Origin of the sequence: Streptococcus sp. Marseille-Q6488, assembly GCF_946902925.1 — a bacterium.
Lineage (GTDB): Bacteria > Bacillota > Bacilli > Lactobacillales > Streptococcaceae > Streptococcus.
In genome coordinates, this window is record NZ_CAMPPZ010000002.1 from 17,974 (window position 1) to 42,591 (window position 24,618).

Genomic DNA, 24,618 nt, shown 5'->3' on the forward strand with positions numbered 1-24,618 from the left:
TCTTAGTTCTCCTTTAGCACATATTCTTCGATAGCCCAGGCGACAGCTTCCTCATCGTTGGTCATCGGCGTTACTACATTTGCGGCTGCCTTTACTTCAGGAACAGCGTTTTGCATGGCAACACCGAGTCCCGCCCACTCAATCATAGAGAGGTCATTGGCCTCGTCACCACAGGCCATGACTTGGCTTTGGTCAATTCCAAGATGGCTGATTAGTTTTGCCAAACCTGTTGCTTTATGAACATTCTTTGGTGACCACTCTAGCAACATTTCACGTGATTTAAAGATTTCATATTGGTCAAACAATTCTGGAGAAATCTTCTGAATAGCTGCATCCAAGGGTTCTTGAGCAAAGGCAGTCACACACTTATTGTAAGTCATCTGACTAGACAAGTCTTCAAAGTCCACTGGAATAAAGGTCAATGCTGGATTGAATTTGGCATAAAGACTTTCTTGGTCCGATTGGATTTGATAAACAGTTCCTTCTGAGATAGCATCAAGAGGCAGTGATAATTTCTCTGTCTCCTCATACAAGCGTGCCACATCATCATATGAAAAGACTGTTTTATCAAGGATTTCACCTGTATTCTTCTGAACCAAACCACCATTAAAAGTAATCGTATACTCATCTTCCTGACCGTCAGTCCCTAGCTCATGGAGAAAGAAATCCATAGCTTTTAAGGGACGACCAGTTGTTAATACGACCTTGATACCACGATCACGCGCAGCTTTTAAGGTTGCCTTGGTGCGATCCGTCAACCTTTTATCAGTAGTCAGCAAGGTCCCATCCAAGTCCAATGCAATCAATTTTATATCTGCCATTATAAGCCCTCCATATAAGCTATAACCGACTGGTCCTTATGGTGACCAATCACAGTCTCTGCTAATTCTAAAATCTCTGGTCGTGCATTTTCAGGAGCAACAGGATGTCCCACAACCTGCAACATATGCAAGTCATTTAGATTGTCTCCAAAAGCCATAACCTGATCCATTGTGATACCAAGTTTTTTAGCTAATTCAACAATAGCCACACCCTTATCAACATAGTCCAGAACAATATCAATGGATTCAAAGCCAGTTGTCATGGCCTTAACACCAGGAACATGTTCGTTTACCCAAGCTTCCCCAGCTTCAAGAGTTTCTTCTGTGAAGTTGGTTGTAAATTTGAAAATGTCATCTGTGATATCTTCCAAACTCGCTACTTTTTGGATATTTTCATTATAGTGCTGACTCACTTTCAAATAGGTCTCATCAACCGTATCTAGCACATAAGAACCCTTCTTGCCCGTCAAGAGCAGTTTATTGATATCTACATAAGGTGACGTTTTCAGCTTTTCAAAAGTTGCCAGATAAAAGTCACGAGACATAGTCGCTTCATACAAGTCCTGACCTTGATACTCTACCAAACTACCATTTTCCGCGATAAAAATAATATCATCACGAACATCAGCAAATAATTTTTCCAGAGATAGAAATCCGCGCCCTGAAGCCACCGCAAAGTAGATCCCTTTTTCCTTGTAGGAAACCAAGAGAGACTTGAGGCGGTCCATATCAAAGCGTCCATTCCCATCTAGGAAGGTTCCGTCCATATCCGTTGCTACTAGTTTAATTGTCATCCTTCAATACTTTCTAAATCTTTTAACTTAACTGAAACAATTTTTGAAACACCTGATTCTTGCATGGTCACTCCATAGATAGAATCAGCCGCTGCCATGGTTCCCTTACGGTGGGTTACGACGATAAACTGGCTGTCCTTGTCAAATCGATTGAGGTAATCCCCAAAACGTTTTACATTGGCTTCATCCAGCGCAGCTTCCACCTCATCCAAGATGACAAATGGGATAGTCTTAACTCGAATGATAGAGAAAAGCAAAGCTAGAGCCGATAAGGCTTTTTCACCACCACTCATGAGGTTAAGAGACTGGATTTTCTTACCTGGAGGTTGAACAGAAATCTCAACTCCAGATGTTAAAAGGTCGCCCTCAGTCAATATCAAGTCTGCCTGACCTCCGCCAAACATCTGTTTGAAGGTCACTTTAAAGGACTCACGAATAGCTTCAAAGGTTGATTTAAAGCGTTCCTTGACCTCATCATTCATCACAGTAATAGTCTCAAGAAGCAGGTTTTTCGCCGACAAAATGTCATCACGCTGGCTATTTAGGAAATCAAGACGGTTGTGAACTTCTTCGTACTGGTCAATAGCTTCTATATTGACAGGACCCAGTGAGCGAATAGCCTTCTCTAAATCCTGCACCTCTTGCTCTGCCAGATTGAGATTTTCCAATTCATGTGCCTTTTCTAGTGCTTCAGTATAGCTAATCTGATACTGGTCTGTTAATTGGCTTTGTAAATGGCGTAAGCGCTCGCTGACCTTTTCTTTCTTAGCTTCAGCACGTGTTTGCTTGCGAATCCACTCTTCATTCTGTTGGCGAGCCTGGTCCAAATGACTAGCAATATCATCCAGTTGCCCTTCAATATTATCCAACTCAAACTGCTTGCGAATCAAACCTTGTTGGAGATTTGTTTTCTGAATTTTAGCTTCTTCGGCCTGCTGACTGAGCAATTCTGTATCAACCTTCTCAAGATTGTCAACCTTTTCTTGAAGAAGGCGCTGGATTTCCTCTTGCTCGATATCTAAATTGTCCAATTCCTTGCCTAAACGTTCAATATCTGCAACTTCGTAACGTTTTTGTCCTTGCAGTTCTGTCTTAAGCAGGCGAGCTTGCGCTAGCTCTTCCTGCAAGTTTTGATAGCGTTCTTGAATGGCATTTTTGTTAGACTTAATCTCTTCAATCTCAGCTTCCATATTTTGCTTGTCACTTGCGATTGTAGCAAGGCGCTCTTGACATTTTTCCTTATCCGCTTGCCAATCTCCGTCAGAAAGACGATCTAATTCCTCTTCTTGAAGTTTCCAAAGAGTTTCTAACTCTTCAACTTGCTGACTGGTTTGCTGATAAGAGAGGGATAAGCCCTGCTCCTGAATACGAGCCTGCTCTCCTAGAGATTTGATTGCTTCTAATCTTTCTGTCAATCTAGTCATCTCATCTTGCAAGGTCTTCAAAGTCGCCTCTTCTGAACGCAAGCTTGCTTCTTCTTCAGCAATTTCTTTTTGTAATTGCTCCAGTTCTGGCTTGATAAAAATACTGTTGTTCTGGCGATTAGCTCCACCTGCATAGGAACCACCTGTGCGCAACTCTGTGCCGTCCACAGTCACCATACGAACCTGATAACGAACCTGGCGAGCTGCTACACGCGCGTGTTCCACGGTATCAAAAATCGCTGTCGTGGCTAGCAAGTTCTTGAAAATGGCTTCTAGTCTCTTATCAAATGACACCAACTCATCTGCCATGCCAAGGAAGCCTGGACTTGCTGCGATAGCATCTTGATTCTGACTAGAAATCGTACGAGCCTTGATAGTCGTCAAAGGAAGAAAGGTAGCACGACCAGCTCTGTTTCGTTTGAGAAAATCAATAGCTTTGGTTGCCGCGTTTTCATCTTCTACGATGATATGCTGACTGCTGGCTCCAAGCGCAATCTCTAGGGCAGTTTGATAATGCACATCAAAGATCAGATGCTCACTGACTGCACCAATAATTCCACCAAGACGATCTTTTTCTTGGAGAACACTCTTAACACCTGCATAAAAGTTGCTATGATTTCTCAGGATATTTTCCAAACTTTGAGCTCTGGCCTGCTTGTTTTTAAGACTGTCCAGACGGTCAAAGAGTTGACTTTGTTGAGCTTGATAGGAAGTTTTCTGTTCCTCTTGCTTCTTGGCAATAGCTTGATAGTCAGCTAATAATCTCTGAACCTGATCCTTGGCAGTTTCAAGCTCTTCTTTTTGCTGACTAGCCTTCTCTTTAGCTGTAGCCAGCTGTTCTTTCAGCTTTTCTAGTTGATCTGCTTGTTTTTGAGAAAGCTGACGACTATTTTCCAACTCGTTTTCGATGCGGGTCAGTTGGTTTGAGACATCGGCTTCTTCCTGTAAAAGCGCCACAAATCGTTCACGTAGAAGCTCAATCATCTGATCAGGATCATCTGAAAAAGCTAGCAATTCAGCTTCTAAACGATTGAGTTTTTGATTATTTTGGACTAGATTTTCTTCTAAGAGAGCTAAAGATCTTTCTTTATCAGATTTTTCTTGGCTGAGTGAATTTTTCTTATCCTCCAAAGTAGCCAAACGAGCTTGTGCTTCCTGTTGATTCAGGGCTACTTGCTCAGATTCTAATTTCGATAGGGCTAATTTTCTCTCTAAATCACTAATCAGACTGGTCAAATCCATCAAACTGCCTTGATCTTTGGCCATTTCAGCCTGTAAATCTTGGCGTTGCTTTTTAAGAGTTTGATTTTCTTCTTCTAATTTTTCACGCTTTTGGTAGTAGCTCGTCAAGAGTTCCTGAACCTGTGCTAACTCTTCTTCTGTCGACTCTAGTTCAGCCTTATTTTCCTTGATTTGAGCAACCAGCACGTCTAAATAAATGGCCTTGCGTTGACCTTCCAAATCTAAAAACTTACGAGCATTTTCAGCTTGCTTCTCAAGAGGCTTGATTTGATTATCCAACTCGTAGATAATGTCTTCAAGACGATCCAGATTATCCTGAGTTTGTTGCAATTTGCTCTCAGTCTCTTTTCTACGAGTCTTGTATTTCAAAACTCCAGCAGCTTCTTCAAAAATAGCTCTGCGTTCTTCAGGCTTGGAGTTGAAAATCTCCTCAACCTTCCCTTGGGAAATGATAGAGAAGGAATCTCGTCCCAAACCTGTATCCAAGAAAAGATCATGAATATCACGCAGACGAACTTTCTTGCCGTCAATCTTGTATTCGCTATCTCCACTACGATAGATATGGCGTTCTACCCTGATTTCTTGTCCTGCATCCTTGATAAATCCGTCATGATTATCCAGAGTCACAACTACAGAAGCATAATTGAGCGGTTTCCGACTTTCAGTTCCAGCAAAGATGACATCCGGCATCTTGCCGCCACGGAGACTCTTAACACTTGACTCCCCCAAGGCCCAACGCAGACTTTCTGTAATATTGGACTTTCCAGATCCATTGGGTCCAACAACTGCCGTCACACCTTGGTCAAAGACAACCTTGGTCTTATCAGCAAAAGACTTGAATCCCTGAATTTCGATTTCCTTTAAATACATGAATCCAGCCCTTTCTCAACGGCATTTTTGGCAGCTTCCTGCTCTGCTAATTTTTTCGAACGACCTTGACCTTGACCAATGCTCTTGCCTTCAACAAGAACTTCTACATCAAAGACCTTATCATGGGCAGGTCCCGTTTCAGAAATCACCTGATAACGAATAGCCACATCGCCATTGACCTGAAGTAACTCTTGGAGATGGGTTTTGTAGTCTGTAATCATCTCAAACTCGCCTGCTTCGACCTTAGGAATCATGACTTGATAGATGAATTCCTTAACCTTGGCCACATCCTTGTCCAAAAGAAGGGCACCAAGAAAGGCTTCAAAGGCATCACCAAGAATGGTATCACGATTGCGACCACCAGATTTTTCTTCCCCTTTACCCAACTTGATAAATTGATCAAACTGGCAATCACGCGCAAAACCAGCCAAACTCTCCTCACGGACAATCATGGCACGGAGTTTAGACAAGTCACCCTCAGGCTTTTTAGGATATTTTTTATACAGATATTCTGAAATCAATAACTGTAGAACAGCGTCTCCTAAAAATTCCAAGCGTTCATTGTGTGAAATTTTTAAGAGGCGGTGCTCATTGGCATAACTTGTATGAGTAAAGGCAGTTTCCAATAAATTTCTGTCTGCAAATTCGATTGCAAAATAGTTCTTTAGTACAGTTTGTAATTCTTTCATACCAACCTCTTTCTAACTGATAACAGTCCTTTTTATTATATCAAAAAAAGCCCCCTGAGTCACTCTAAAACGGGACTGGAAAGCATTTGGGCATTCTTTAAAATAAGATTTTCAGTTTTATACTCAATGAAAATCAAAGAGCAAACTAGGAAACTAGCCGCAGGCTGTACTTGAGTACGACAAGGCGACGTTGACGTGGTTTGAAGAGATTTTCGAAGAGTATTAGGGGCAAATTTGAGGCAGGATAAACAAAAAGCCCTACTAAAGGCTTTCTTAGGATGTTTACATCCACCCTGAGGGAATCGAACCCCCATCTCAAGAACCGGAATCTTACGTGATATCCATTACACTAAGGGTGGAAACTTGTTTTATTATAACAGAAATTTGCTCTAATAACAAGTTTTTTTCTAGCCGGATAGCCCGTCTTAGTGGGAAGCATCCCCATTCCAGATGGAGTTTTTCACGATAACATAATCAACGTGTTTAAGGTCAGCAACCTGACGTCCACCTGCATATGAAATAGCACTTTGAAGGTCTTGTTCCATCTCAGTTAAAGTGTCTTGCAGATGACCTTTGGCAGGAAGCAAGATGCGTTTGCCTTCCACATTTTTGTAAGCACCTTTTTGATATTGTGAGGCTGAACCATAATATTCTTTGAACTGTTCACCATCGACTTCAATCGTTTTCCCTGGACTTTCAATATGTCCTGCAAAGAGGGAACCAATCATAACCATGCTGGCACCGAATCGGATAGACTTGGCAATATCGCCGTGAGTACGAATTCCGCCATCAGCAATAATCGGTTTACGTGCAGCCTTAGCACACCAGCGTAGAGCAGCCAACTGCCAACCACCTGTACCAAAACCAGTCTTAACCTTGGTGATACAAACCTTACCAGGACCAATTCCGACCTTAGTAGCATCCGCACCAGCATTTTCCAATTCACGCACAGCTTCTGGTGTTCCCACATTCCCAGCAATAACAAAAGTATCTGGCAATTCTTTCTTGATGTGTTGAATCATAGAAATCACGCTATCCGCATGACCATGGGCAATATCAATCGTGATGTACTCAGGAGCATCAGCCTTGAGCTGTCTGACAAAATCATACTCATAATCCTTAACACCGACAGAGATAGAAGCAATGAGCCCTTGCTCATGCATGCGCTTAATAAAAGGAATACGTCCTGCCTCATCAAAACGGTGCATAATGTAGAAGTACCCACCTTTAGCCAATTGCTCTGCTACACTTTCATCCAAAATCGTCTGCATATTAGCTGGCACAACAGGTAGTTTAAAGGTGTGATTTCCTAAAGTGACACTTGTATCCGCTTCTGCTCGGCTTTTAATCACACATTTATTTGGAATCAATTGAATATCTTCGTAATCAAAAATTGGAAATTCATTTAACATATCGATGTCTCGTTTCTTTTGTAATGACCTACCTATGCTCTCGCATCACTACGCCTTTTCCGACGTTTCCTTAATTAATTATAAACCAAAGTACAGTTTTTGTCAAATATTTTTATAAATAAAAACATATCGTTCGGGTTTTAGTTATGTTAAAAATAAAAGAAAGAGGGGAAATTATTTTCTCCCCACTTTTTTAGTAATATTACTTTTAAAAGTTTCTTCGGAGTTTTCCATCATTTCACAAAATTCACTATAGGATGAAGACTTCTGAGGAATTTGGATAGACCATTTCTTCAACAAAGCTCCATAACCTGCTAGCTTTCCTATCTCATTATCAACAACCTTGTCCTCGCTCGGAAAAACAAGACCAGCCTTCTCAGCTTTTAAAATATAAGAATAGGAAATCAGTTGGAACAAGTCCTCACGGTTTATTCCTTTTTCAGTCAATTCCAGTTTTTTATACTTAGCATCTAAAACGATTTTTAACTCTTGATGATAAAAATCTGGATAAACTTTTCGTTCTCGACTAGAAAATACTGAAATTCCGTCCGTCTTATCTTTATTTCGTGGATGGATGAAATCTTTTGGCAACAAAGTATGAACATACTCTTCCCAAAGCCAGGCAACATCAAAAAGAATACCATGAATTTTTTGATCTTGATACCCCAAACCGTGCTTTTCTTGGTTTAGGATCATCAGACAAAGTTCTTGTAACTTTCTGTACTCGTGAAAGTATGCATGACGTATAGGTTTAGATTGATTTACCCGAATAATCTTAGCACGATCAGCTAGTTTATAAGAAGGCGTTACACGCACGATTTCAGCTACGTTTTCACGACTAGTTGAGAGATTATCTAGTACCCCTTGACCAATGCTTTTCTGGTTCTTAATGTATTCAATAGTGTGACGGACCAACTGCATGAGGGGATTATCATAGGTGAACTCTCTCGTTGTGTAGGCAATATTTCCCGTGAAAGGAAGGTTTTTCTTGAGATGCTTTCTTACATCAATCACTCCCTTAACATTACTGTCGTTATGAGAAAATCGATGGTATTCCTTATAAAGACCTTTTCGAATAGCAGCTTGTAGATACTTGGGGAAGAGATACATCAAAAGTTGATAGAGCTTATCTTCACGTGACAAAGCTACATCTAAACTAGTGAGATTGATATGAAGAACCTTTTGTAAAAGATAATGCAAAAAATGGTCATTACCTTTAATCGAAAAACGAGAGGAGATTGTTAATCTCTCCTGACCATAGCCCAGAAAACCAATCACATTTCCTGTCTTGATTTCCTGATTGACCGTTTCCAAAATCTTTTGTTTCTTATCCAAATCTGGAGAATATTGTAGGTCATTTGGAAAAATAAAGATATTGTCCTCTTTAGAAAGGTTATCCAGTGTTCTATCAAGAAGTGCTTGACTTAGTTTGGGATATTCTGCGACAAAGTCTTCTTTAGCAATTTCATGATGATTATCAGTTATCCTCATCTTTATTTTCATCGTTTTCTTCGTCACCTGTATGTTTCTGAATAGTTTGCTCATTTTCTTTTAAATCAAACGCTTTTTTCAATATTTTTAGTTTTTCAACTTCCTCATAGGAACCACGTAGATAATCTTCCAAAAGTGGTTTGAGATAATCAGACCAGAGTAATTCATAGTCAAAGTCTACATCCTGCAACTTAAGGAAATAACTTGGTCCGATATGATAATGACTATTTAATTCCTGAACGTTTTCGATAGCAACATTCAAGTTTCTTAAACGTTTTTTCGCTTCTTCAGCTTTATCACCAAGAGCAGTATCGAGCATACCTAATTGGCTTTCAGCAGTAACTTCAATAAAACGGAAACGACGACGCATAGCAAAATCAAAGGTGTCCACTGAACGGTCAATATCATTCATGGTTCCGATGATGTAGACATTCTCAGGGATATAAAATTTCTCATCAGTCTCATGTAAATTAGCATACTGAGTAGAAACACTCCCCTTTTCACCACGATAACCAGGGTCGATAGAGAAAAAGAGTTCCCCAAAAATCTTAGAAATCTCCCCACGGTTAATTTCATCGATGATGAAGACGAATTTTTTGTCAGTGTCAACCTCTGTTGGAGAAACATAATCACATAAGCCATAACTTTCTTTCATGTGATCTAAAACGATTTTTTGATAAGTTTCGTACTTTAACTTAGTCTCCTCACCCTTGTACAAAAGATACACTTTTTCTTTGGTAGCAACAGGAGAATCAAACTTCACATTCCCTTGACTATTTAAACTGGCTGGAACCGAACTACGAGGGAAGAAGTATTGTCCTTGCTTTTCATTGATAGCATCCGTTAGCTTAGCCCACGTTTCTTCAAAATTATCTTGACCTCCAATCTTCTTAGAATCTATAGCATTCTGACAAAACTTCTTAAAAATACCTTCTTTTAATTTAAAAAATATACTGCCATCCTCATTTGAATCCGGTCTTAAACCCTCAACAAAATCCGTATAATCATAAGATGGATGAAACTGTACAAAGCCGATTTGATCTTCGTTGCCTTCCGTTAACTCTTTAGCAATTTCTTTAGCAAGATAAGTTTTTCCCGTACCTGGTGCACCTCGAAGGATGAGGTTTTTGGATTTTTTTAATATACCACTATAATCAAATAAAAAATCATTCCTTAACATAGTTTCGCTTTCTAATTTTTTATACTTTTTCCAATTAGGATGATTCAAAAAATAGTCATAGTCTTGAATTATAATTTCATCACTTGCAGCAAATTTTATTAACTGGTTAGTCTCTTTAGTTCGATACTTAATATCTGATGGAAACCATATTGTTTCTTGCCCCGTAAAGAAAAACCACTCCCTCTCTATATACTCTTTATTCCAATCAACAATAATGGTATGCCCATCATCTAAAATCTCTTTAACAGTCGCCATTCCACGAATTTTCATCACAGAAACCTTTAAATCATCTTTCTTTACACAAGGTAAATTCTTCTTTTTGACATATGTGGATTTAGCAAATAAAATGTCACCTGGTTTAATTTTATTAAACAACTTTAACATTTTTTGATACTGTTTATTTTCCTCGTTGTTATGCCATCCTAATTCCCACTTTCCTTCTTTCCTGAAATATTCAAGATAATCATCATCACCAAATCTTGTACCAACAAAAAAGTAATTATTTTGTTTACTGTTCATTTGAATACTCCTTTAATTAACTTTTACAAGTAAGTTCTATTAATATATAGTTCACCTCTAGCATATCATATCTATCAAAAAATGAAAAGAATTTCTAAACAAAAAGCCCAGTGTTAGGAGCTTTAATGTCTCTTAACGCTAGACTTCTTCTCTATCCTAATAATACTCTCCCTGGCGGTAGTCCCATGAGTTAAAGGTATCTGACAGGTGCATCATGATTTTATCAATGTCAAGCCCTTTGCGGATTACAACTGGAGCTGGTGAAGTTGAGCGAGCTCCTCCTTGTTCTGGAATGAGTTTGCCGTCTTTATCGACCATAGAGACCATCACACCTTGCTCGTAGCGTGTTTCAATCGTTTTGTCAGGTTGGATAGATGCCACATAGTCATCTGCTTCAATGACAAGGTCCACTGCTCCTTCGATGCGTTCTCCGATACCTTCTACCTTACCACGGTTTCCTTTTCCAGATGGGTTTGCAGATGAGGCATAGACCATCTTGCCTTCTTCCCAAAGTTTGGCAGCCAATTGTTCACCAGCTTTCCCAAACTTGATAACGAAACAGCTAGTACCACGAACGTCAGTCATCAGTTCTTCACGGCCATCCCCATAAGCTTTCAATTTCTCAAAGGCTTCTGGTTTCCAAGGAAGGATACAACCAAGAAGAATATCTTCATCCCAATGTTTTTGGTAGAAGGCTTCAATTTCTGGATTGAGTTGTGCTAAAGCACGAAGCTCATCCATGCTACCGCAGAGAACAACACCTGGTTTGTTACGATTACGCTCTTTGGCTGCGAACTTGCGTTCAAGACCTGCCTTGTCACTAGTCATAATAATGTAACCAACTTTTGTAGGGCAAACGATACATCCGCCCTCACCTTTTAAAATGTCATAGCCTTCTTGTGAAAGTGTTCCGTTCCATTGAATGTGTTTTGTCATAGTTCTATTTCCTTTTCTATTTTTCTTCTAATCCTGCCAGTAGGCTGGTCGTTGTTTTTCATAAGCAGCAATCAAATCTTCGTACTGCAAGGTAATTCCGATATCATCCAAACCATTTAAGAGCTTGTGTTTCCACTCGCTATCGATTTCGAAAGTGAATTCTCCAACTGGTGAGATGATTTTCTGTTGTTCCAAGTCCACAGTTACCTGGTCACTTGGTTGTAGCTGAGCTAGTTTCTCTCTAACCTCTCTAGGCTGGACAATGGGCAACATGCCATTATTGAGTTCATTATTGTAATGAATATCACCGAAAGATCCTGCAATCACGACTTTAAAACCATAGTCTGCTAGAGCCCAAGCCGCGTGTTCCCTCGAAGAACCTGCCCCAAAGTTATCACCTGAGATGAGGATACTGGCTTTCCGATATTCAGGTCGGTTAAAGACAAAGTCTGGGTCCTCAGTATAGAGATCGTCCAGATAACGCCAAGCATACATGAGGTACTTACCAAAGCCTTTCTTATCTATTAACTTGAGAAACTGCTTAGGTAGGATTTGATCGGTATCGATATTATCATTCATGAGAGGAACGGTCGTTCCCGTATAAACTGTAAATTTCTCCATATCCTCTCCTTACTGGGCTTCTGGCATTTGCCGAACATCTACGAAGCGCCCTGCGATAGCTGCTGCAGCTGCCATGGCTGGACTGCAGAGGTGGGTCTTAGCACCAAATCCCTGTCTGTCTTCAAAGTTGCGGTTGCTGGTTGAGGCACAGTGAACGCCATCTGGAACCTTGTCAGGATTCATCCCCAGACACATGGAGCAACCAGGGTCTCTCCACTCAAAGCCAGCATCTAGAAATACCTTGTCCAAGCCCAACTTCTCAGCAGCTCGTTTGACAGGACGAGAACCTGGGACTACGATAGCCGTTAAGTTGGGAGCAATTTTCTTCCCTTTAACAAATCGCGCAGCCAGTTGCAAGTCGCTGAGACGAGCATTGGTACATGAACCTATAAAGATATAACCTAGTTCAATATCCGCTGGCTTTTGACCTGGTTCCAAATCCATATAATTGTAGGCTCGTTCATCATTCATATCCTTAATTTCTGGGAAACTACTGTCAAAGTCAACGCCCATAGCAGGATTGGTTCCCCAGGTCACCATAGGAGCAAGGTCTGAGACATCCATCTGAATAACCTTATCATAAACGGCATCCTCATCACTGACAATTGTTTTCCAATCCGCCACAGCCTCTTCAAAGTCCTCTGGAACGCATTCTCGTCCCTTGAGATAATCATAGGTAGTTTGATCCGGATTCATGATTCCCATCTTAGAGCCAAACTCGATGGACATATTGCAGATGGTCATTCGCTCTTCCATGCTCAGTGCATCAATAGCCTGACCTCGATATTCCACCACGTAGCCAACACCACAAGCAACGCCGTACTTGGCAATCAGGGCGAGAATGTAATCCTTGGAATAAACTCCTTTTTGAGGAACACCAGTGAATTCTACCAACATTTTCTTTGGTTTAACCTGCCAGAGTGTTTGGGTAGCGAAGACATGCTCAACCTCACTGGTCCCAATCCCAAAGGCGATAGCTCCGAAAGCTCCGTGGGTTGCCGTATGACTGTCTCCACAGACGATGAATTTTCCTGGTTGGGTCCGTCCTGTCTCTGGACCAACCATATGAACGATTCCTTGCTTTTCGGAACCGTGGGCCGCATGTTCAATCCCAAACTCCTCAACATTTTCAGCCAGCTTATCAATTTGAGCCTTAGAAATCACATCTCGAATATCGTAGATATTGACCGTCGGGACATTGTGGTCAAAAGTTCCAAATGTCAAGTCTGGTCGTCTCAATCTGCGACCTGCATCTCGCAAACCTTGAAAGGCTTGAGGACTGGTCACTTCATGAATATAGTGCTGATCCACATACATGAGTTGGGGCTGCCCCTCTTCTCCTGTGATGACATGACGGTCCCATAATTTATCAAAAATCGATTTTCCTGCCATCCATTACCTCCAAATAACATATAAAGCTACTAGTGTAGTCACCATCCCAAGAAACCAAACCGTTTTAAAGTGCCATTTTCGAGTCTTGTGGTGAAAAATGATTCCTGCTAGCCAGGCACCAAAACCACCACAAGCAAAGGCTAAAATGAGTAAGATTTTCTCTGGGATGCGCCAAGCTCTTCTCCTTGCCTTAGATTTGTCAATACCATAAATCAAGAAAACAATGACATTCCAAATCAAAAGGACTAGAGTAATTTTTTCGTCTAACTTCATAACCTTGCAATAATAGCTTCTGTCATTTCCTTAGTCGAAGCCTGTCCACCTATATCTCTTGTTAAAATGCCAGCCGCTAAACTAGCTTCAACAGCACGCTCAATACGCTCTGCATCCTCATAACGACCAAAACTATCTCTCAACATCATGGCCACTGATAAAATCATGGAGATAGGATTAGCAATTCCTTGACCTGCAATATCAGGAGCTGAACCGTGAATGGGCTCATATAGACTTGGTCCATTTTCAGAATGACTGGCTGATGGCATAACCCCAAGTGTGCCAGATAGAACGCTTGATTCATCAGAGAGAATATCTCCGAAAAGATTCTCTGTCACGATAACATCAAACTTGGCAGGATTGGTAATCATAAGCATAGCAGCTGAGTCGACCAATTGGTGTTCCAATGTTACATCTGGAAAATCCTGTGCGACCTCCTCAGCCACTCTACGCCAGAGTTTTGATGTAGCTAATACATTTTGCTTATCGATGCTAGTAACGATTTTTCTGCGATTTCTTGCAATTTCAAAGGCCTTACGAATAATCCGCTCCACTTCCTCATAACTATAGTCGTTGATATCACGCGCTTTTCTTTCTTCAAGGATATGATTCCCAAAGTAAATCCCACCTGTCAACTCACGTACCACGACAAAGTCTACACCAGCAATTCGTTCCGGTTTGAGTGGTGACAAATGCTTAAGACTGTCAAAGATTTTTACAGGGCGAATATTAGCATAGAGATTGAGTTTCTTACGGAGAGCCAGCAAGCCTTGTTCAGGCCGAATCGCTGCCCCATCATACTGAGGACTACCGATAGCCGCTAGGAGAATGGCATCTGCTTCTCTACATGCCTTGAGGGTTTCATCAGGTAAGGGATGCCCTGCTGCATCAATACCTGCACCTCCGAAGGGTCGTCTGTCAACCTCATAGTCAAAATCTGTTTTTTCAGCTAGAGCCTCCAGAACTTCTAAACCAGCCTCCATGATTTCTGGGCCAATTCCGTCCCCTGCTAGAGCTACTATTTTCTTTGTCATAGCATTCTCCTTTACACACTCGGCATGTCGCGATAAGAAACACTGCGTCCCATCTCACCAGCATTCTCTTTTTGAACAAAGGTATTAGCGTTTATATAGGCAATAGCTGAAGCCTTCAACACATCGAAATCAAGCCCTGCTGCATTAAAGATAGTTTCTGTATCTCTGTTTTCAACAGTTACCAAGACCCTAGCTTGGGCATCAATTCCATCTGTCACCGCATCAATGGTATAGGACACCAAGCGAACAGATTGATTGAAGAACTTGTCAATAGCGTTGAAAATAGCCTCAACAGAACCTTGTCCTGTTGCATTAAATTCAACTTTCTCACCATCCATATTAGCCAGGCTTACGAGCGCTTCGATGTCATTATTCGCATGGGTTTGCAGTTGTAAATCATCAAAGTGGAATCCTTCTGGATTTTCAACCATGGTTCCAGCTACCAGAGCACGAATATCTGCATCAGTGATTTCTTGTTTCTTGTCGGCCAGTGCCTTGAACTTAGCGAAGAGTGGTTTGATGTCCTCTTCTGTAAAGTCTAGGGCCAATTCTCTTAGTTTCTCGACAAAGGCATGGCGACCTGACAATTTTCCAAGCGGAAGACTATTACTCTTAACACCAACCAATTCAGGGGTGATAATCTCATAAGTAAGAGGATTTTTAAGAACTCCATCTTGGTGAATACCAGATTCGTGAGAGAAGGCATTGCCACCAACCACAGCCTTGTTTTTAGGAACTGGAATACCTGAGAAGCGAGAAATCATTTCTGACGTATTGATGGTCTCATTTAGGACAATACTGGTTTCTGCTTGGTAGTAATCTTGGCGAATATTGAGAGCAACTGCTATTTCTTCCAAAGCAGCATTTCCAGCTCTCTCACCAATACCGTTGATAGTTCCTTCAACACGTCCTGCACCATTCTTAACAGCAGCAAGGCTATTAGCTACTGCCATTCCGAGGTCATCGTGGCAGTGAGGCGAATAGATAATCTGACGATCTGTCTTGACATTCTCAATCAAGTGTTTGAAGATAGCTCCGTACTCTTCTGGAGTGGTGAATCCAACCGTATCAGGGATATTGATATAAGATGCACCTGCGTCTACCGCTGTTTGAACGACTTGTAGGAGAAAGTCCAACTCCGTTCTAGTCGCATCCTCAGGAGAGAATTCGACCACTTCAAACTTAGAACGTGCATAAGAAACATGTTCCTTAATAGCTTCCAAAATCTCTTCCTTGCTCTTATTTAGCTTATACTTTCGGTGAATGGGACTGGTAGCGATAAAGACGTGAACCTGTGGATACTTGGCGTCCTTGAGTGCCTCGTAACAAGCATCAATATCAGACTTGACAGAGCGAGCCAAACCAGTCACTGCTGTTTTCTTCAAGACCTTAGCAATCTCCTGCACTGCTGTGAATGAATCAGGACTCGCCGCCGGAAAACCAGCTTCAATGGCTGAAATACCCCATTTCTCCAGCTGTCTTGCTATGGCAATTTTTTCTTTGATTGAAAAGTTAACACCGGGTGTCTGCTCTCCATCCCGAAGGCTGGTATCTAGAAATTCAACTGTTCTCATAAGATTTCCCCTTTTCCAAATGTGATTTTAAAAAAACATCTCGCTCAGAAACCCAAGCGAGATGTTGATTTACTCCCGCTTGGTAAGCCAAACAGGACTAATGCTTTTTGCACTAGCCCGAGTACCTCAACAACAAAGCAAATTGATTAAACTTAGCTGTTTTCATGCTTGACTTTCTCCTTCGTTTGATATCTTGTTTAGTATTTTAGCATAGGCAAAAGCTCTTGTCAAGAAAAAATCAAATATTTTCTGAAAATTTCTTCAGTAGAGAATATTTAGCTAATTGAAAGTTCTTGAAAATCCTTGAAATATTTCATTTTTTAGAAGTTAAGTTCCAACTTTTTTCTATCAATTCCAGTACCATTTCATCTGACAAAGTATCATCAAAAGCCACACTAATCCAGTAGCGTTTATTCATATGAAAGGCTGGATAAATGCCCTTTTGTAAAAGCAGGTCCACTACTTGATCATGTTTGAGGTTGACTGCTTCGACTAGACCTTCTCTCCCCTTATCTAGCCTATCCCAAGAGATTTTCATCAAAACAGCATACCATTTTTTATTGCCTTCATGTCTTAACACTGCCGTATCAGGTGATTTTTCCCACAGATACTCCAACTGATTACCATACTTTTCCTGAATCTGAGCCATGATACGCTTAGTCTGAGGACAGATAAAATCCTGTACCTCAAAACAAGCCTTCCGAATCTGGTAGAGAATCTCCAGACAAGCCTCACGGACACTTCCTACAAAACTTCCCCTCATACTTTCCATATGAACTTGAGGATAGAGGTCACCGGTTTCCTGGTCAAAGACCTGAAAGTTCACATTATCAGCAGTAATGGACACAGTCATGACAAAGTCACCCTGCAAAATCTGGCAACTATAGGTCCAGACTCCACTATTTTCTACAAAACCAAAAGCATGAGCCTTTTCTTTATTAAATTGATAGGATTTAAAAATTTCAAACATAAGTGAAAACTGCTATCAAAAGCTAGCAGTTCCTTTCTATTTTTTAAAAGACAACCTTGGTTCCATGCAATTGTGTCACAGCTAGCTGATCGATAAAGGTTTGACGGTTGTCAAGGTCAATCCCTCCACCTGGTAGAATTTCAATTTTACCTTTAGCGTGCTCTAAAATTCTGTGATAGTGAGCAAAACGTTCTTCTAGCGAGTCTCCAGACACACCGGCACGAGTTAAGATACGAGTGACACCGGCTTGGCTGAGCCAGTCAATAGCTTCTAACTGGTCTTCATCACCTAGTTCATCAAAGGCCATGTGGAAGACAATTTCCATTCCTTTTGAAGCCTCAATTAGCTTCTCCAGATTAGGCTTATCCAACTTCTTCTCACCAGTTAAAGCCCCAAATACAACCCCTTGACTTCCAGCCTGAGCAGTTAACCGAATGTCCTCTAGCATAATAGCAATTTCCATATCATTATAAACAAAGTCGCCACCACGTGGACGAATCATGGTCATGATGGTCGTATCGTAGTTAGATGCCAGTTCAACTGCTGCCTTAGTCACTCCATAGCTGGGTGTTGTCCCACCAACTGCAAGATTATCACAGAGTTCGATTCGACGAGCTCCAGCCTGCATCGCTTTTTCAAGCAAGGTCACATTTTCAGCACAAAATTCGTAAATCATTTTATTCTCCTTGAAGATTACTTTAAATTCATTATATCATATTGTTGTGAATATGCTTTCATTTTTATCAAGGCAAATAACTACTATTTTAACTATTCTTTGTCTGGAATGACCTTGAAGAGATAATAGGTGATAAAGATGGTCAAGGCTCCTAGACCGATTTTGACCGGTAAAAGAGGGGCAAAATAAATGGAAATTCCCATCAAGATGTAGATGGATACGATGATTTTTTTCTTACGTTCACGCGCAATAGACTTTGTTTCTCGAAAATCAGCTACATAGCTCTGATAGAGCTTGGTATGATAAAGCCAATCTTCGAAGCGCTTGGAACTTCTGGAGAAACAAGCAATAGACAACAAAAGGAAAGGCGTTGTCGGCAACAAGGGTAAAACAACCCCAACAATGGCCAAGGCCAGTGATAAAAAACCAATAATTAGATAGATAAGACGCATAACTTCTCCTAGTTAATACTCAATGAAAATCGAAGAGCAAATTAGGAAGCTAGCCGCAGGTTGTACTGGAGTACGGCAAGGCGAAGCTGACGTGGTTTGAATTTGATTTTCGAAGAGTATAAAATAATCTTCTTCTAGTTTCGCACACAATGATGAATTTTGTCAAGTTCCAACCAAAAGAGCCTGAAATTCACTTTCAGGACTCTCTTCTTATTTAATCTTTTCTTCTTCGTAGTCGCCATTACTACAAACAACCTGCTTGCCACCACCACGGACTTTTTTCTCCATGAGGAAGTTGCCACATTTTGGACAGTCACGACCAACAGGCTTATCCCAAGAGGTAAATTCACATTCTGGATAGCGATTGCAACCATAGAAGAGACGGTTACGTTTTGTTTTACGCTCAATGATTTGTCCCTGATGACAACTTGGACACTCAACACCAATCTCTTTCACGATTGCTTGGGTATGACGGCAATCTGGGAAATTACTACAAGCGTAGAACTTACCAAATCGACCAAGTTTAATAACCATTGGACTGCCACACACTTCACAGTCAAATCCAGCTGGTTCATCCTTGATTTGGATTTTCTCCATCTCTTCTTCAGCCTTGGCGACTTCTTTAGAGAATGGTTTGTAAAAGGCATCAATGACACGTTGCCACTGCTCTTTTCCGACTTCGACATCATCCAATTTGCCTTCCATTTCAGCTGTGAAGGTCACGTTTACGATATCTGGGAAATATTCAACGATGAGCTTGTTAACAATTTCTCCCAACTCTGTCGGTTCAAAACGTTTGGCTACAAGGCGAACATAGTAACGTTTCTGAATAGTTTCAATGGTTGGTGCGTAGGTGGATGGACGTCCAACCCCATTTTCCTCCAAGGTCTTGATAAGGGTCGCTTCAGAATAGCGAGCAGGCGGTTGAGTGAAATGTTGCTCTGGTTTGCTATTAACCTGCTTAACCACATCTCCAACAGCCATATCTGGTAACATCTTATTCTTATCAGAATCATTATAAATGGCAAGATAACCATCAAACTTAACCTGACTACCATTGGCAGCAAATTGAACCCCATTTTGAGATAATTTAACAGCCATGGTATCAAAGACAGCAGCTGTCATCTGGCTCGCTACAAAACGATTCCAAATAAGAGTATAAAGCTTGAGCTGATCCTTGTCCAGATACTTAGCGATGCTTTCCGGTGTGTTAAAGACACTAGACGGGCGAATAGCCTCGTGGGCATCCTGAGCACCTGATGCATTTTTTACCTTGCTACCATGCTTAGAATACTTGCTACCAAAACGGTCCGTAATGAAACTTGCTGCTTCGTTCTGTGCCACTGGACTGATACGAGTCGAATCGGTACGCATATAGGTAATCAAACCTTGCACACCAGAACCGATATTGATCCCCTCATAGAGCTGTTGGGCAACCATCATGGTCTTTCGAGTACGGAAATTGATTTTATTGGCCGCATCCATCTGCATAGATGAAGTGGTATAGGGTAATGGAGCATTGCGTTTGCGCTCTTTCTTATCCACCTGATCCACTGAAAAATCTTTGCTAGTCAGACGAGACAGAACTTCCTTAACCTCATCATTGCTAGTCAGTTTCAACTTTTTGCCATCTACTCCATAGAAGGAAGCCTGAAATTGCTTGGTTCCCTTTTTAAAGACGCCATCAATTGTCCAGTATTCCTCTGGCTGAAAAGCATTGATTTCATTTTCACGGTCAATGATGAGTTTAAGGGCAATGGACTGTACGCGACCTGCTGACAAGCCCTTCTTGACCTTTTTCCACAAAATAGGCGAAATCGAATAGCCTACCAAGCGGTCCAAAACACGGCGTGCCTGTTGAGCATCGACCAAGTCCATATCAATCTTGCGAGGTTCTTTAAAAGCATTTTTGACCGCATCCTTGGTGATTTCATTGAAGACCACACGGTTGGCATCATTTTCATCCAAGTTGAGAATGTGGGCCAAATGCCAAGAAATCGCTTCTCCTTCACGGTCCGGGTCACTCGCCAGAAAGACTTTATTAGCTTTTTTGGCTTCTTTTTTCAAGTCATTGATAAGAGGACCTTTTCCTCGGATATTGATATATTGTGGTTCGTAATTATTTTCAATATCGACTGACATACTGGATTTCTTCAAATCACGGATATGCCCGACACTGGCTAAAACCTTGTAGTTTCTGCCTAGGTATTTTTCAATCGTCTTGGCCTTAGCAGGTGACTCCACGATTACTAGATTTTTTTTAACTGTTGATTTTTTCTTTTTTGTTGCCGTAGCCACAGTATCACACCTTTTCAAAGTAATAAACTTTATAAAGTGTAAACCATTTTTTGAACCCTGTCAAGACTTAGCTACTATAATAGAAGAAAAGTTTTATGCTTAAGACCTCAGTCTTCCTTTGAGATACATAGAAGACTTACGAGAAAAACCAGCTATTCTCAAGAAATTATTGTTCCTCAGACTCTGTATCAAATTTATTGGCCTTTTCCTTTTCTTTTGCTTCCTTATCCTTGATATACTGGAAGAAATACTCTACCAGTTCTTCCTTGCTAAGTTGTTCTGAATCAGACAATTGGGAAACTTGAACAGAAACATCACTTAAACCATAGTCCCCCCTCTTACTGGAAATCATATCAAGCTCTTCTTCTGTCAAATAATTTCCTGAAATGGTTAGCTTTAGGGTATGATTCTTTTTAGAATAGGTTTTTTTCAAAATATTATGCCCCTGAAACTGCTCTGATATAAATTTCTTAAGGGACTCTTTTTTCAACGTTTCTCTGACTAAAGTCGTTGCAGAGATGAAACTCGGAATCATCAGCAAAACAGCAACTAGAAGCAAAATCCTGCGCATTTTAGAGTCTTCTTCATTATCTCTAAAATAGTGCTTCTTAACCATCATCAACCTGACACCTATATAAGTCGCAATGACAATGAAGCTACAATTGATGAGGAATAGGTAAGAAGAGCCTATGATAAATTTTAGATTAGCAGAAGCAATAGCGTAACCTACCGTACAAAGAGGAGGCATCAAGGCGGTTGCAATCGCGACACCAGGGACAATATTATTGGTCTCTTTTTTCCTAGCACCAATAATACCTGCTATCCCTCCTACAAAAGCAATGAGAACATCCCAAATAGTCGGAGAGGTTCTAGCAACAATCTCCGAACTAGCATACGAAATAGGAGAAAGATAAAAATAAAGTGTTGAAGCTATTAAACTGGCAAGAATTTGAATAGCTAATATTTTAAAAGATTTTCTTAACAATTTAAAATCAAATATAGCTAGAGAGAGCCCCACCCCCAGAATAGGTGTCATCAAAGGAGAGATTAACATGGCTCCAATAATCACGGGAGTCGAATCCATATTTAATCCGATAGAGGCGATAAGCATGGCACATAGTAAAATCGCTAAATCACTTCTGGAGAGTTCTAATTCTTCGTATATTTTATTTCTAAATTCTACCAACGAATACAGTTTATTATTTGTCACAAATATCTTCCTTTCCTAGCTAACTAGTCGCTAATACTCTTCGAAAATCTCTTCAAACCACGTCAGCTTCACCTTGCCGTATAGATGTTACTGACTTCGTCAGTTCTATCTGCAACCTCAAAACAGTGTTTTGAGCTGACTTCGTCAGTCTTATCTACAACCTCAAAGCAGTGCTTTAAGCAACCTGCGGCTAGCTTCCTAGTTTGCTCTTTGATTTTCATTGAGTATAAAATCCTAACAAACTCAATGCTTTAGTAGCCTAATATGCCAATCTCATGAGGTCTTTTTATCATTTTCCATCACATCCTGACGCAAATATCTACTGCTATCTCTCATCAACTTCATTTCTAGTAAATGAAAATCAAACTCGGAAGCTCACCGTAGCTTGCTCGAAACACAGCAAGGCAAAGCTGAGCTGATTGAAAAAGATTTTCGAAAAGTATCATCATCAATTTCAGACCATTTTTTATAATAACCATTTTATTTTTATCTGTCAAGGTCTTTGAATTCTTTCTTAACAAACCGCTTATAACCTCTACTCTTGAAGGCTTTATTTTTCCTTAGCGACAAGATTTTAGATGATAAGCCCCCCTAACAGTAAGCCGACCAAGATTAGTCACAAGCAACTCTCCTTTCTCAATTACACTAAATTGCTTTCCTTCCTATGGGAAAAGTCCTCCACTCTACTTATTCACTTAGAAAAAACGCATAAGATCAAGTGATGAAAAACCTGATACTATGCGTTTTATTGTGGGGATATTTACTTCATTTTCTATTAAAAATTGATTTTTTCTCAGAATTCTAGCTTAGGTCATTTTTAAAATTCAAATTCCGCAAGAACATCCTTCCCACTTGTAACCAATTTTGCCCCTTCTTGAATCAAATGATGGCAACCGTCTGATAGTCCATCTAAAATGCTACCAGGTATAGCAAAAACATCGCGCCCTTCCTCCATTGCTCGCTCACAGGTAATGAGACTACCTGAACGCATCTTAGCCTCTGCTACAATCACACCACGACAAAGTCCAGCAATGATGCGATTACGGGCAGGAAAATGAAATTTCAGAGGTTGTTCGCCAGGTCCATACTCACTGAGAATCAGATGATCATTGCCAATATAGTCTTGCAAGCGTTTATTGGCTTTAGGATAAAACACATCTAGTCCTGTTCCAATCACTGCAATGGTTTTTCCGCCATTCTGAAGAGCTGCCATATGAGCTGCTGTGTCAATGCCCTTGGCTAATCCACTGACAATAACCAGTTCATTTTCCAAGCCCTGAATGACTTTTTCAACTGACTTAGCTCCCTGTTTGCTACAAGCACGACTCCCCACGACAGCTACTTTTGGAAATTTCAAGAGGTCAAGATTTCCCTTGTAAAATAAAAGTACAGGAGCATCGTATATTTCACTTAAATCCCAAGGGTAACAGTCATCTAAAATAGAGAAAGATGGAAATTTTTGAAACTCCTTCTCCAAATGCGCATCGTCTATCTGAAAATAACGTTCCATAAAAACGGCTGGATTACGGCAACCTGATATATCTGCAATATCACCCAACAACAATTCTTGATCAACATTTTCACCGTATTCTAGGACTTTCAAAATCTGTTGATTGGTCAAACCTGATTTTTTTAACTTATAGATTTCATAGTTTGTAATTTTCATAAATAACTCCATTTCTTTTTCTACTCATCTATTTATTCGTAAAAAATCAAAAAAACATCCGACTATTTGTAATCCCCCAATAATGAAGTATATTGAAAAATCTCCAGACTAGAGAACTCATTGACGGTTCCTAATCTGGAGATTTTATTATTTCCTCATCATAGCTACAAAGCTACTCACTCAGTTCCTGAAAGTAGTGTTTTCTTCAAAACTAGAATTCTTCTTTGAGTTGACTGAGAACAGTCTTGATTTCAGAAATTAGTTCTGCTTCTTTTTGAGAATCTTTTTGATGGCTATCTACAAAGAGTCGTGCTTCATCAGCTAATTTCTTAGCCTTGTTTAGAACTTTTTTATCCTTGTCGCTAGCCTCTAGCTCAACTACAAGCTGGTGCAATTCTCTTGAAAGCTTATCTAGTTGAGAGGATTTTTTACGAGCTACTGCAAAGAGGAGAGCTCCTAGAAGAGAAAGAACTGCAGCTCCTAAGACACCATATAGAGGGACTTCTGTCTCATTTTTAGCTCCCTTGGTACTTTCTGCTTCTTTATTTAAGTTTGACGCAGACTGACTCTTATCAGCTGATGTGCCAGTTTGTAGAGAATTGAGAACCTGTCTAACTTTAGCAAGGAGGTCTGCCAATTCTTGAGCTGTTAAGTTTTCATTATCAAGAGCTGCTTGCGCCTCTCCCAAAATACGCTGTGCTTCTTCAAGTACTTCAGGAGATAGACCTGCCAAGTCTTGCAAGCGACGTTCCAGATCCTCTACTAGAGTACGAAGTTCTGACTTGTCCACAGTCGTTGGGTTTGTACCTGTTTGGGAATTCCCTACAAATCCTACACTTCTACGAGCACGGCGCGGAGGAGTTCTGCGATTTCTTGTAGCAGATGGCGGAGTCACAGGACTTGTCCCAGACTGAGCTGTATCCGAAGGAGAAGTTGGTGTTTGACTGTCGCTCTTATCAACATTTCTCAAGCCAGTCTTGGCATTTTCAAGGTCAGTCTTGGCTTTAGTTAAGGCTTTTTCTGCCGCACTAACATCTGATTCAGAAGCGCTGCCGTCTCGTTGAACTTCCTTCG

20 protein-coding genes, 1 tRNA gene and 1 pseudogene are annotated in these 24,618 nt (G+C 40.6%); all 22 read right to left on the reverse strand.

The genetic code is table 11. The annotated features are described in order from the left end of the window. Positions 1 to 2 precede the first annotated feature (2 nt). The gene (locus OVN23_RS00600; protein ID WP_119946646.1) at positions 3 to 821 is read right to left on the reverse strand and encodes a Cof-type HAD-IIB family hydrolase; all 819 of its coding nucleotides are present in this window, start codon (positions 819 to 821) and stop codon (positions 3 to 5) included. Continuing rightward, positions 821 to 1,615 (reverse strand): Cof-type HAD-IIB family hydrolase, encoded by a 795-nt coding sequence (locus tag OVN23_RS00605; RefSeq protein WP_173235090.1) that lies wholly within the window; start codon positions 1,613 to 1,615, stop codon positions 821 to 823. The genes OVN23_RS00600 and OVN23_RS00605 overlap by 1 nt, the downstream gene beginning before the upstream one ends. Beyond that, a complete protein-coding gene (smc, locus tag OVN23_RS00610; protein ID WP_267240142.1) occupies positions 1,612 to 5,151 on the reverse strand; it encodes a chromosome segregation protein SMC in 3,540 nt (1,179 codons plus the stop codon). The genes OVN23_RS00605 and smc overlap by 4 nt, the downstream gene beginning before the upstream one ends. Continuing rightward, positions 5,142 to 5,840 carry a ribonuclease III gene (gene rnc, locus OVN23_RS00615; RefSeq protein ID WP_143952019.1) on the reverse strand — a complete coding sequence of 233 codons (699 nt, stop codon included), beginning with the start codon at positions 5,838 to 5,840 and terminating at the stop codon, positions 5,142 to 5,144. The genes smc and rnc overlap by 10 nt, the downstream gene beginning before the upstream one ends. A 287-nt stretch (positions 5,841 to 6,127) precedes the next feature. Next, positions 6,128 to 6,199, reverse strand: a tRNA-Arg gene (locus tag OVN23_RS00620). A gap of 66 nt (positions 6,200 to 6,265) precedes the next feature. Continuing rightward, positions 6,266 to 7,252, reverse strand: coding sequence for a GMP reductase (locus OVN23_RS00625; RefSeq protein WP_173217810.1), 987 nt, complete (start codon positions 7,250 to 7,252; stop codon positions 6,266 to 6,268). Positions 7,253 to 7,426: 174 nt separating this feature from the next. Then, positions 7,427 to 8,743, reverse strand: a complete 1,317-nt coding sequence (locus tag OVN23_RS00630; protein ID WP_173217808.1) for an McrC family protein — start codon at positions 8,741 to 8,743, stop codon at positions 7,427 to 7,429. Further along, entirely contained in the window at positions 8,730 to 10,442 is a 1,713-nt protein-coding gene (locus tag OVN23_RS00635; protein WP_173261731.1) for an McrB family protein, read from the reverse strand. Before OVN23_RS00635 ends, OVN23_RS00630 begins: the two co-directional genes overlap by 14 nt. Positions 10,443 to 10,598: 156 nt before the next feature. Continuing rightward, complete coding sequence (locus OVN23_RS00640) at positions 10,599 to 11,378, reverse strand: L-threonylcarbamoyladenylate synthase (protein WP_000160498.1); 780 nt, start codon at positions 11,376 to 11,378, stop codon at positions 10,599 to 10,601. 27 nt (positions 11,379 to 11,405) lie between these two features. Next, positions 11,406 to 11,999 (reverse strand): 3-isopropylmalate dehydratase small subunit, encoded by a 594-nt coding sequence (gene leuD / locus OVN23_RS00645; protein ID WP_023933062.1) that lies wholly within the window; start codon positions 11,997 to 11,999, stop codon positions 11,406 to 11,408. A 9-nt stretch (positions 12,000 to 12,008) separates the two neighbouring features. Beyond that, entirely contained in the window at positions 12,009 to 13,391 is a 1,383-nt protein-coding gene (gene leuC, locus OVN23_RS00650) for a 3-isopropylmalate dehydratase large subunit (RefSeq protein ID WP_050208154.1), read from the reverse strand. A 3-nt stretch (positions 13,392 to 13,394) separates the two neighbouring features. Then, complete coding sequence (locus OVN23_RS00655) at positions 13,395 to 13,664, reverse strand: DUF1294 domain-containing protein (RefSeq protein ID WP_267240143.1); 270 nt, start codon at positions 13,662 to 13,664, stop codon at positions 13,395 to 13,397. Next, positions 13,661 to 14,698 (reverse strand): 3-isopropylmalate dehydrogenase, encoded by a 1,038-nt coding sequence (leuB, locus tag OVN23_RS00660; protein ID WP_267240144.1) that lies wholly within the window; start codon positions 14,696 to 14,698, stop codon positions 13,661 to 13,663. Before leuB ends, OVN23_RS00655 begins: the two co-directional genes overlap by 4 nt. Positions 14,699 to 14,709: 11 nt before the next feature. Continuing rightward, on the reverse strand, positions 14,710 to 16,272 hold the full coding sequence (locus OVN23_RS00665) for a 2-isopropylmalate synthase (protein ID WP_164226204.1): 1,563 nt from the start codon (positions 16,270 to 16,272) through the stop codon (positions 14,710 to 14,712). A 313-nt stretch (positions 16,273 to 16,585) separates the two neighbouring features. After that, on the reverse strand, positions 16,586 to 17,242 hold the full coding sequence (locus tag OVN23_RS00670; RefSeq protein WP_164226203.1) for an MmcQ/YjbR family DNA-binding protein: 657 nt from the start codon (positions 17,240 to 17,242) through the stop codon (positions 16,586 to 16,588). A 43-nt stretch (positions 17,243 to 17,285) separates the two neighbouring features. Then, positions 17,286 to 17,918 carry a copper homeostasis protein CutC gene (locus OVN23_RS00675; protein ID WP_267240145.1) on the reverse strand — a complete coding sequence of 211 codons (633 nt, stop codon included), beginning with the start codon at positions 17,916 to 17,918 and terminating at the stop codon, positions 17,286 to 17,288. A 92-nt stretch (positions 17,919 to 18,010) separates the two neighbouring features. Continuing rightward, on the reverse strand, positions 18,011 to 18,370 hold the full coding sequence (locus OVN23_RS00680) for a YbaN family protein (protein ID WP_119919762.1): 360 nt from the start codon (positions 18,368 to 18,370) through the stop codon (positions 18,011 to 18,013). A 210-nt stretch (positions 18,371 to 18,580) separates the two neighbouring features. Then, positions 18,581 to 20,668 carry a type I DNA topoisomerase gene (gene topA, locus OVN23_RS00685; RefSeq protein ID WP_164226201.1) on the reverse strand — a complete coding sequence of 696 codons (2,088 nt, stop codon included), beginning with the start codon at positions 20,666 to 20,668 and terminating at the stop codon, positions 18,581 to 18,583. 166 nt (positions 20,669 to 20,834) lie between these two features. Beyond that, entirely contained in the window at positions 20,835 to 21,878 is a 1,044-nt protein-coding gene (locus OVN23_RS00690; protein ID WP_166736709.1) for a TIGR00341 family protein, read from the reverse strand. A gap of 68 nt (positions 21,879 to 21,946) precedes the next feature. After that, on the reverse strand, positions 21,947 to 22,099 hold the full coding sequence (locus OVN23_RS00695) for a hypothetical protein (RefSeq protein ID WP_240149563.1): 153 nt from the start codon (positions 22,097 to 22,099) through the stop codon (positions 21,947 to 21,949). A gap of 596 nt (positions 22,100 to 22,695) precedes the next feature. Continuing rightward, on the reverse strand, positions 22,696 to 23,544 hold the full coding sequence (gene dprA / locus OVN23_RS00700) for a DNA-processing protein DprA (protein ID WP_173276068.1): 849 nt from the start codon (positions 23,542 to 23,544) through the stop codon (positions 22,696 to 22,698). A 211-nt stretch (positions 23,545 to 23,755) separates the two neighbouring features. Next, a pseudogene (locus tag OVN23_RS00705) lies at positions 23,756 to 24,618 on the reverse strand (hypothetical protein); the annotation flags it as partial.

Excerpts from the sequence above, each read along its gene's own strand:
- OVN23_RS00600 (WP_119946646.1), bottom strand. The coding sequence starts at position 821 with ATGGCAGATATAAAATTGATTGCATTGGACTTGGATGGGACCTTGCTG.
- OVN23_RS00605 (WP_173235090.1), bottom strand. The coding sequence starts at position 1,615 with ATGACAATTAAACTAGTAGCAACGGATATGGACGGAACCTTCCTAGAT.
- smc (WP_267240142.1), bottom strand. The coding sequence starts at position 5,151 with ATGTATTTAAAGGAAATCGAAATTCAGGGATTCAAGTCTTTTGCTGAT.
- rnc (WP_143952019.1), bottom strand. The coding sequence starts at position 5,840 with ATGAAAGAATTACAAACTGTACTAAAGAACTATTTTGCAATCGAATTT.
- OVN23_RS00625 (WP_173217810.1), bottom strand. The coding sequence starts at position 7,252 with ATGTTAAATGAATTTCCAATTTTTGATTACGAAGATATTCAATTGATT.
- OVN23_RS00630 (WP_173217808.1), bottom strand. The coding sequence starts at position 8,743 with ATGAGGATAACTGATAATCATCATGAAATTGCTAAAGAAGACTTTGTC.
- OVN23_RS00635 (WP_173261731.1), bottom strand. The coding sequence starts at position 10,442 with ATGAACAGTAAACAAAATAATTACTTTTTTGTTGGTACAAGATTTGGT.
- OVN23_RS00640 (WP_000160498.1), bottom strand. The coding sequence starts at position 11,378 with ATGACAAAACACATTCAATGGAACGGAACACTTTCACAAGAAGGCTAT.
- leuD (WP_023933062.1), bottom strand. The coding sequence starts at position 11,999 with ATGGAGAAATTTACAGTTTATACGGGAACGACCGTTCCTCTCATGAAT.
- leuC (WP_050208154.1), bottom strand. The coding sequence starts at position 13,391 with ATGGCAGGAAAATCGATTTTTGATAAATTATGGGACCGTCATGTCATC.
- OVN23_RS00655 (WP_267240143.1), bottom strand. The coding sequence starts at position 13,664 with ATGAAGTTAGACGAAAAAATTACTCTAGTCCTTTTGATTTGGAATGTC.
- leuB (WP_267240144.1), bottom strand. The coding sequence starts at position 14,698 with ATGACAAAGAAAATAGTAGCTCTAGCAGGGGACGGAATTGGCCCAGAA.
- OVN23_RS00665 (WP_164226204.1), bottom strand. The coding sequence starts at position 16,272 with ATGAGAACAGTTGAATTTCTAGATACCAGCCTTCGGGATGGAGAGCAG.
- OVN23_RS00670 (WP_164226203.1), bottom strand. The coding sequence starts at position 17,242 with ATGTTTGAAATTTTTAAATCCTATCAATTTAATAAAGAAAAGGCTCAT.
- OVN23_RS00675 (WP_267240145.1), bottom strand. The coding sequence starts at position 17,918 with ATGATTTACGAATTTTGTGCTGAAAATGTGACCTTGCTTGAAAAAGCG.
- OVN23_RS00680 (WP_119919762.1), bottom strand. The coding sequence starts at position 18,370 with ATGCGTCTTATCTATCTAATTATTGGTTTTTTATCACTGGCCTTGGCC.
- OVN23_RS00695 (WP_240149563.1), bottom strand. The coding sequence starts at position 22,099 with ATGAAAATCAAAGAGCAAACTAGGAAGCTAGCCGCAGGTTGCTTAAAG.
- dprA (WP_173276068.1), bottom strand. The coding sequence starts at position 23,544 with ATGAAAATTACAAACTATGAAATCTATAAGTTAAAAAAATCAGGTTTG.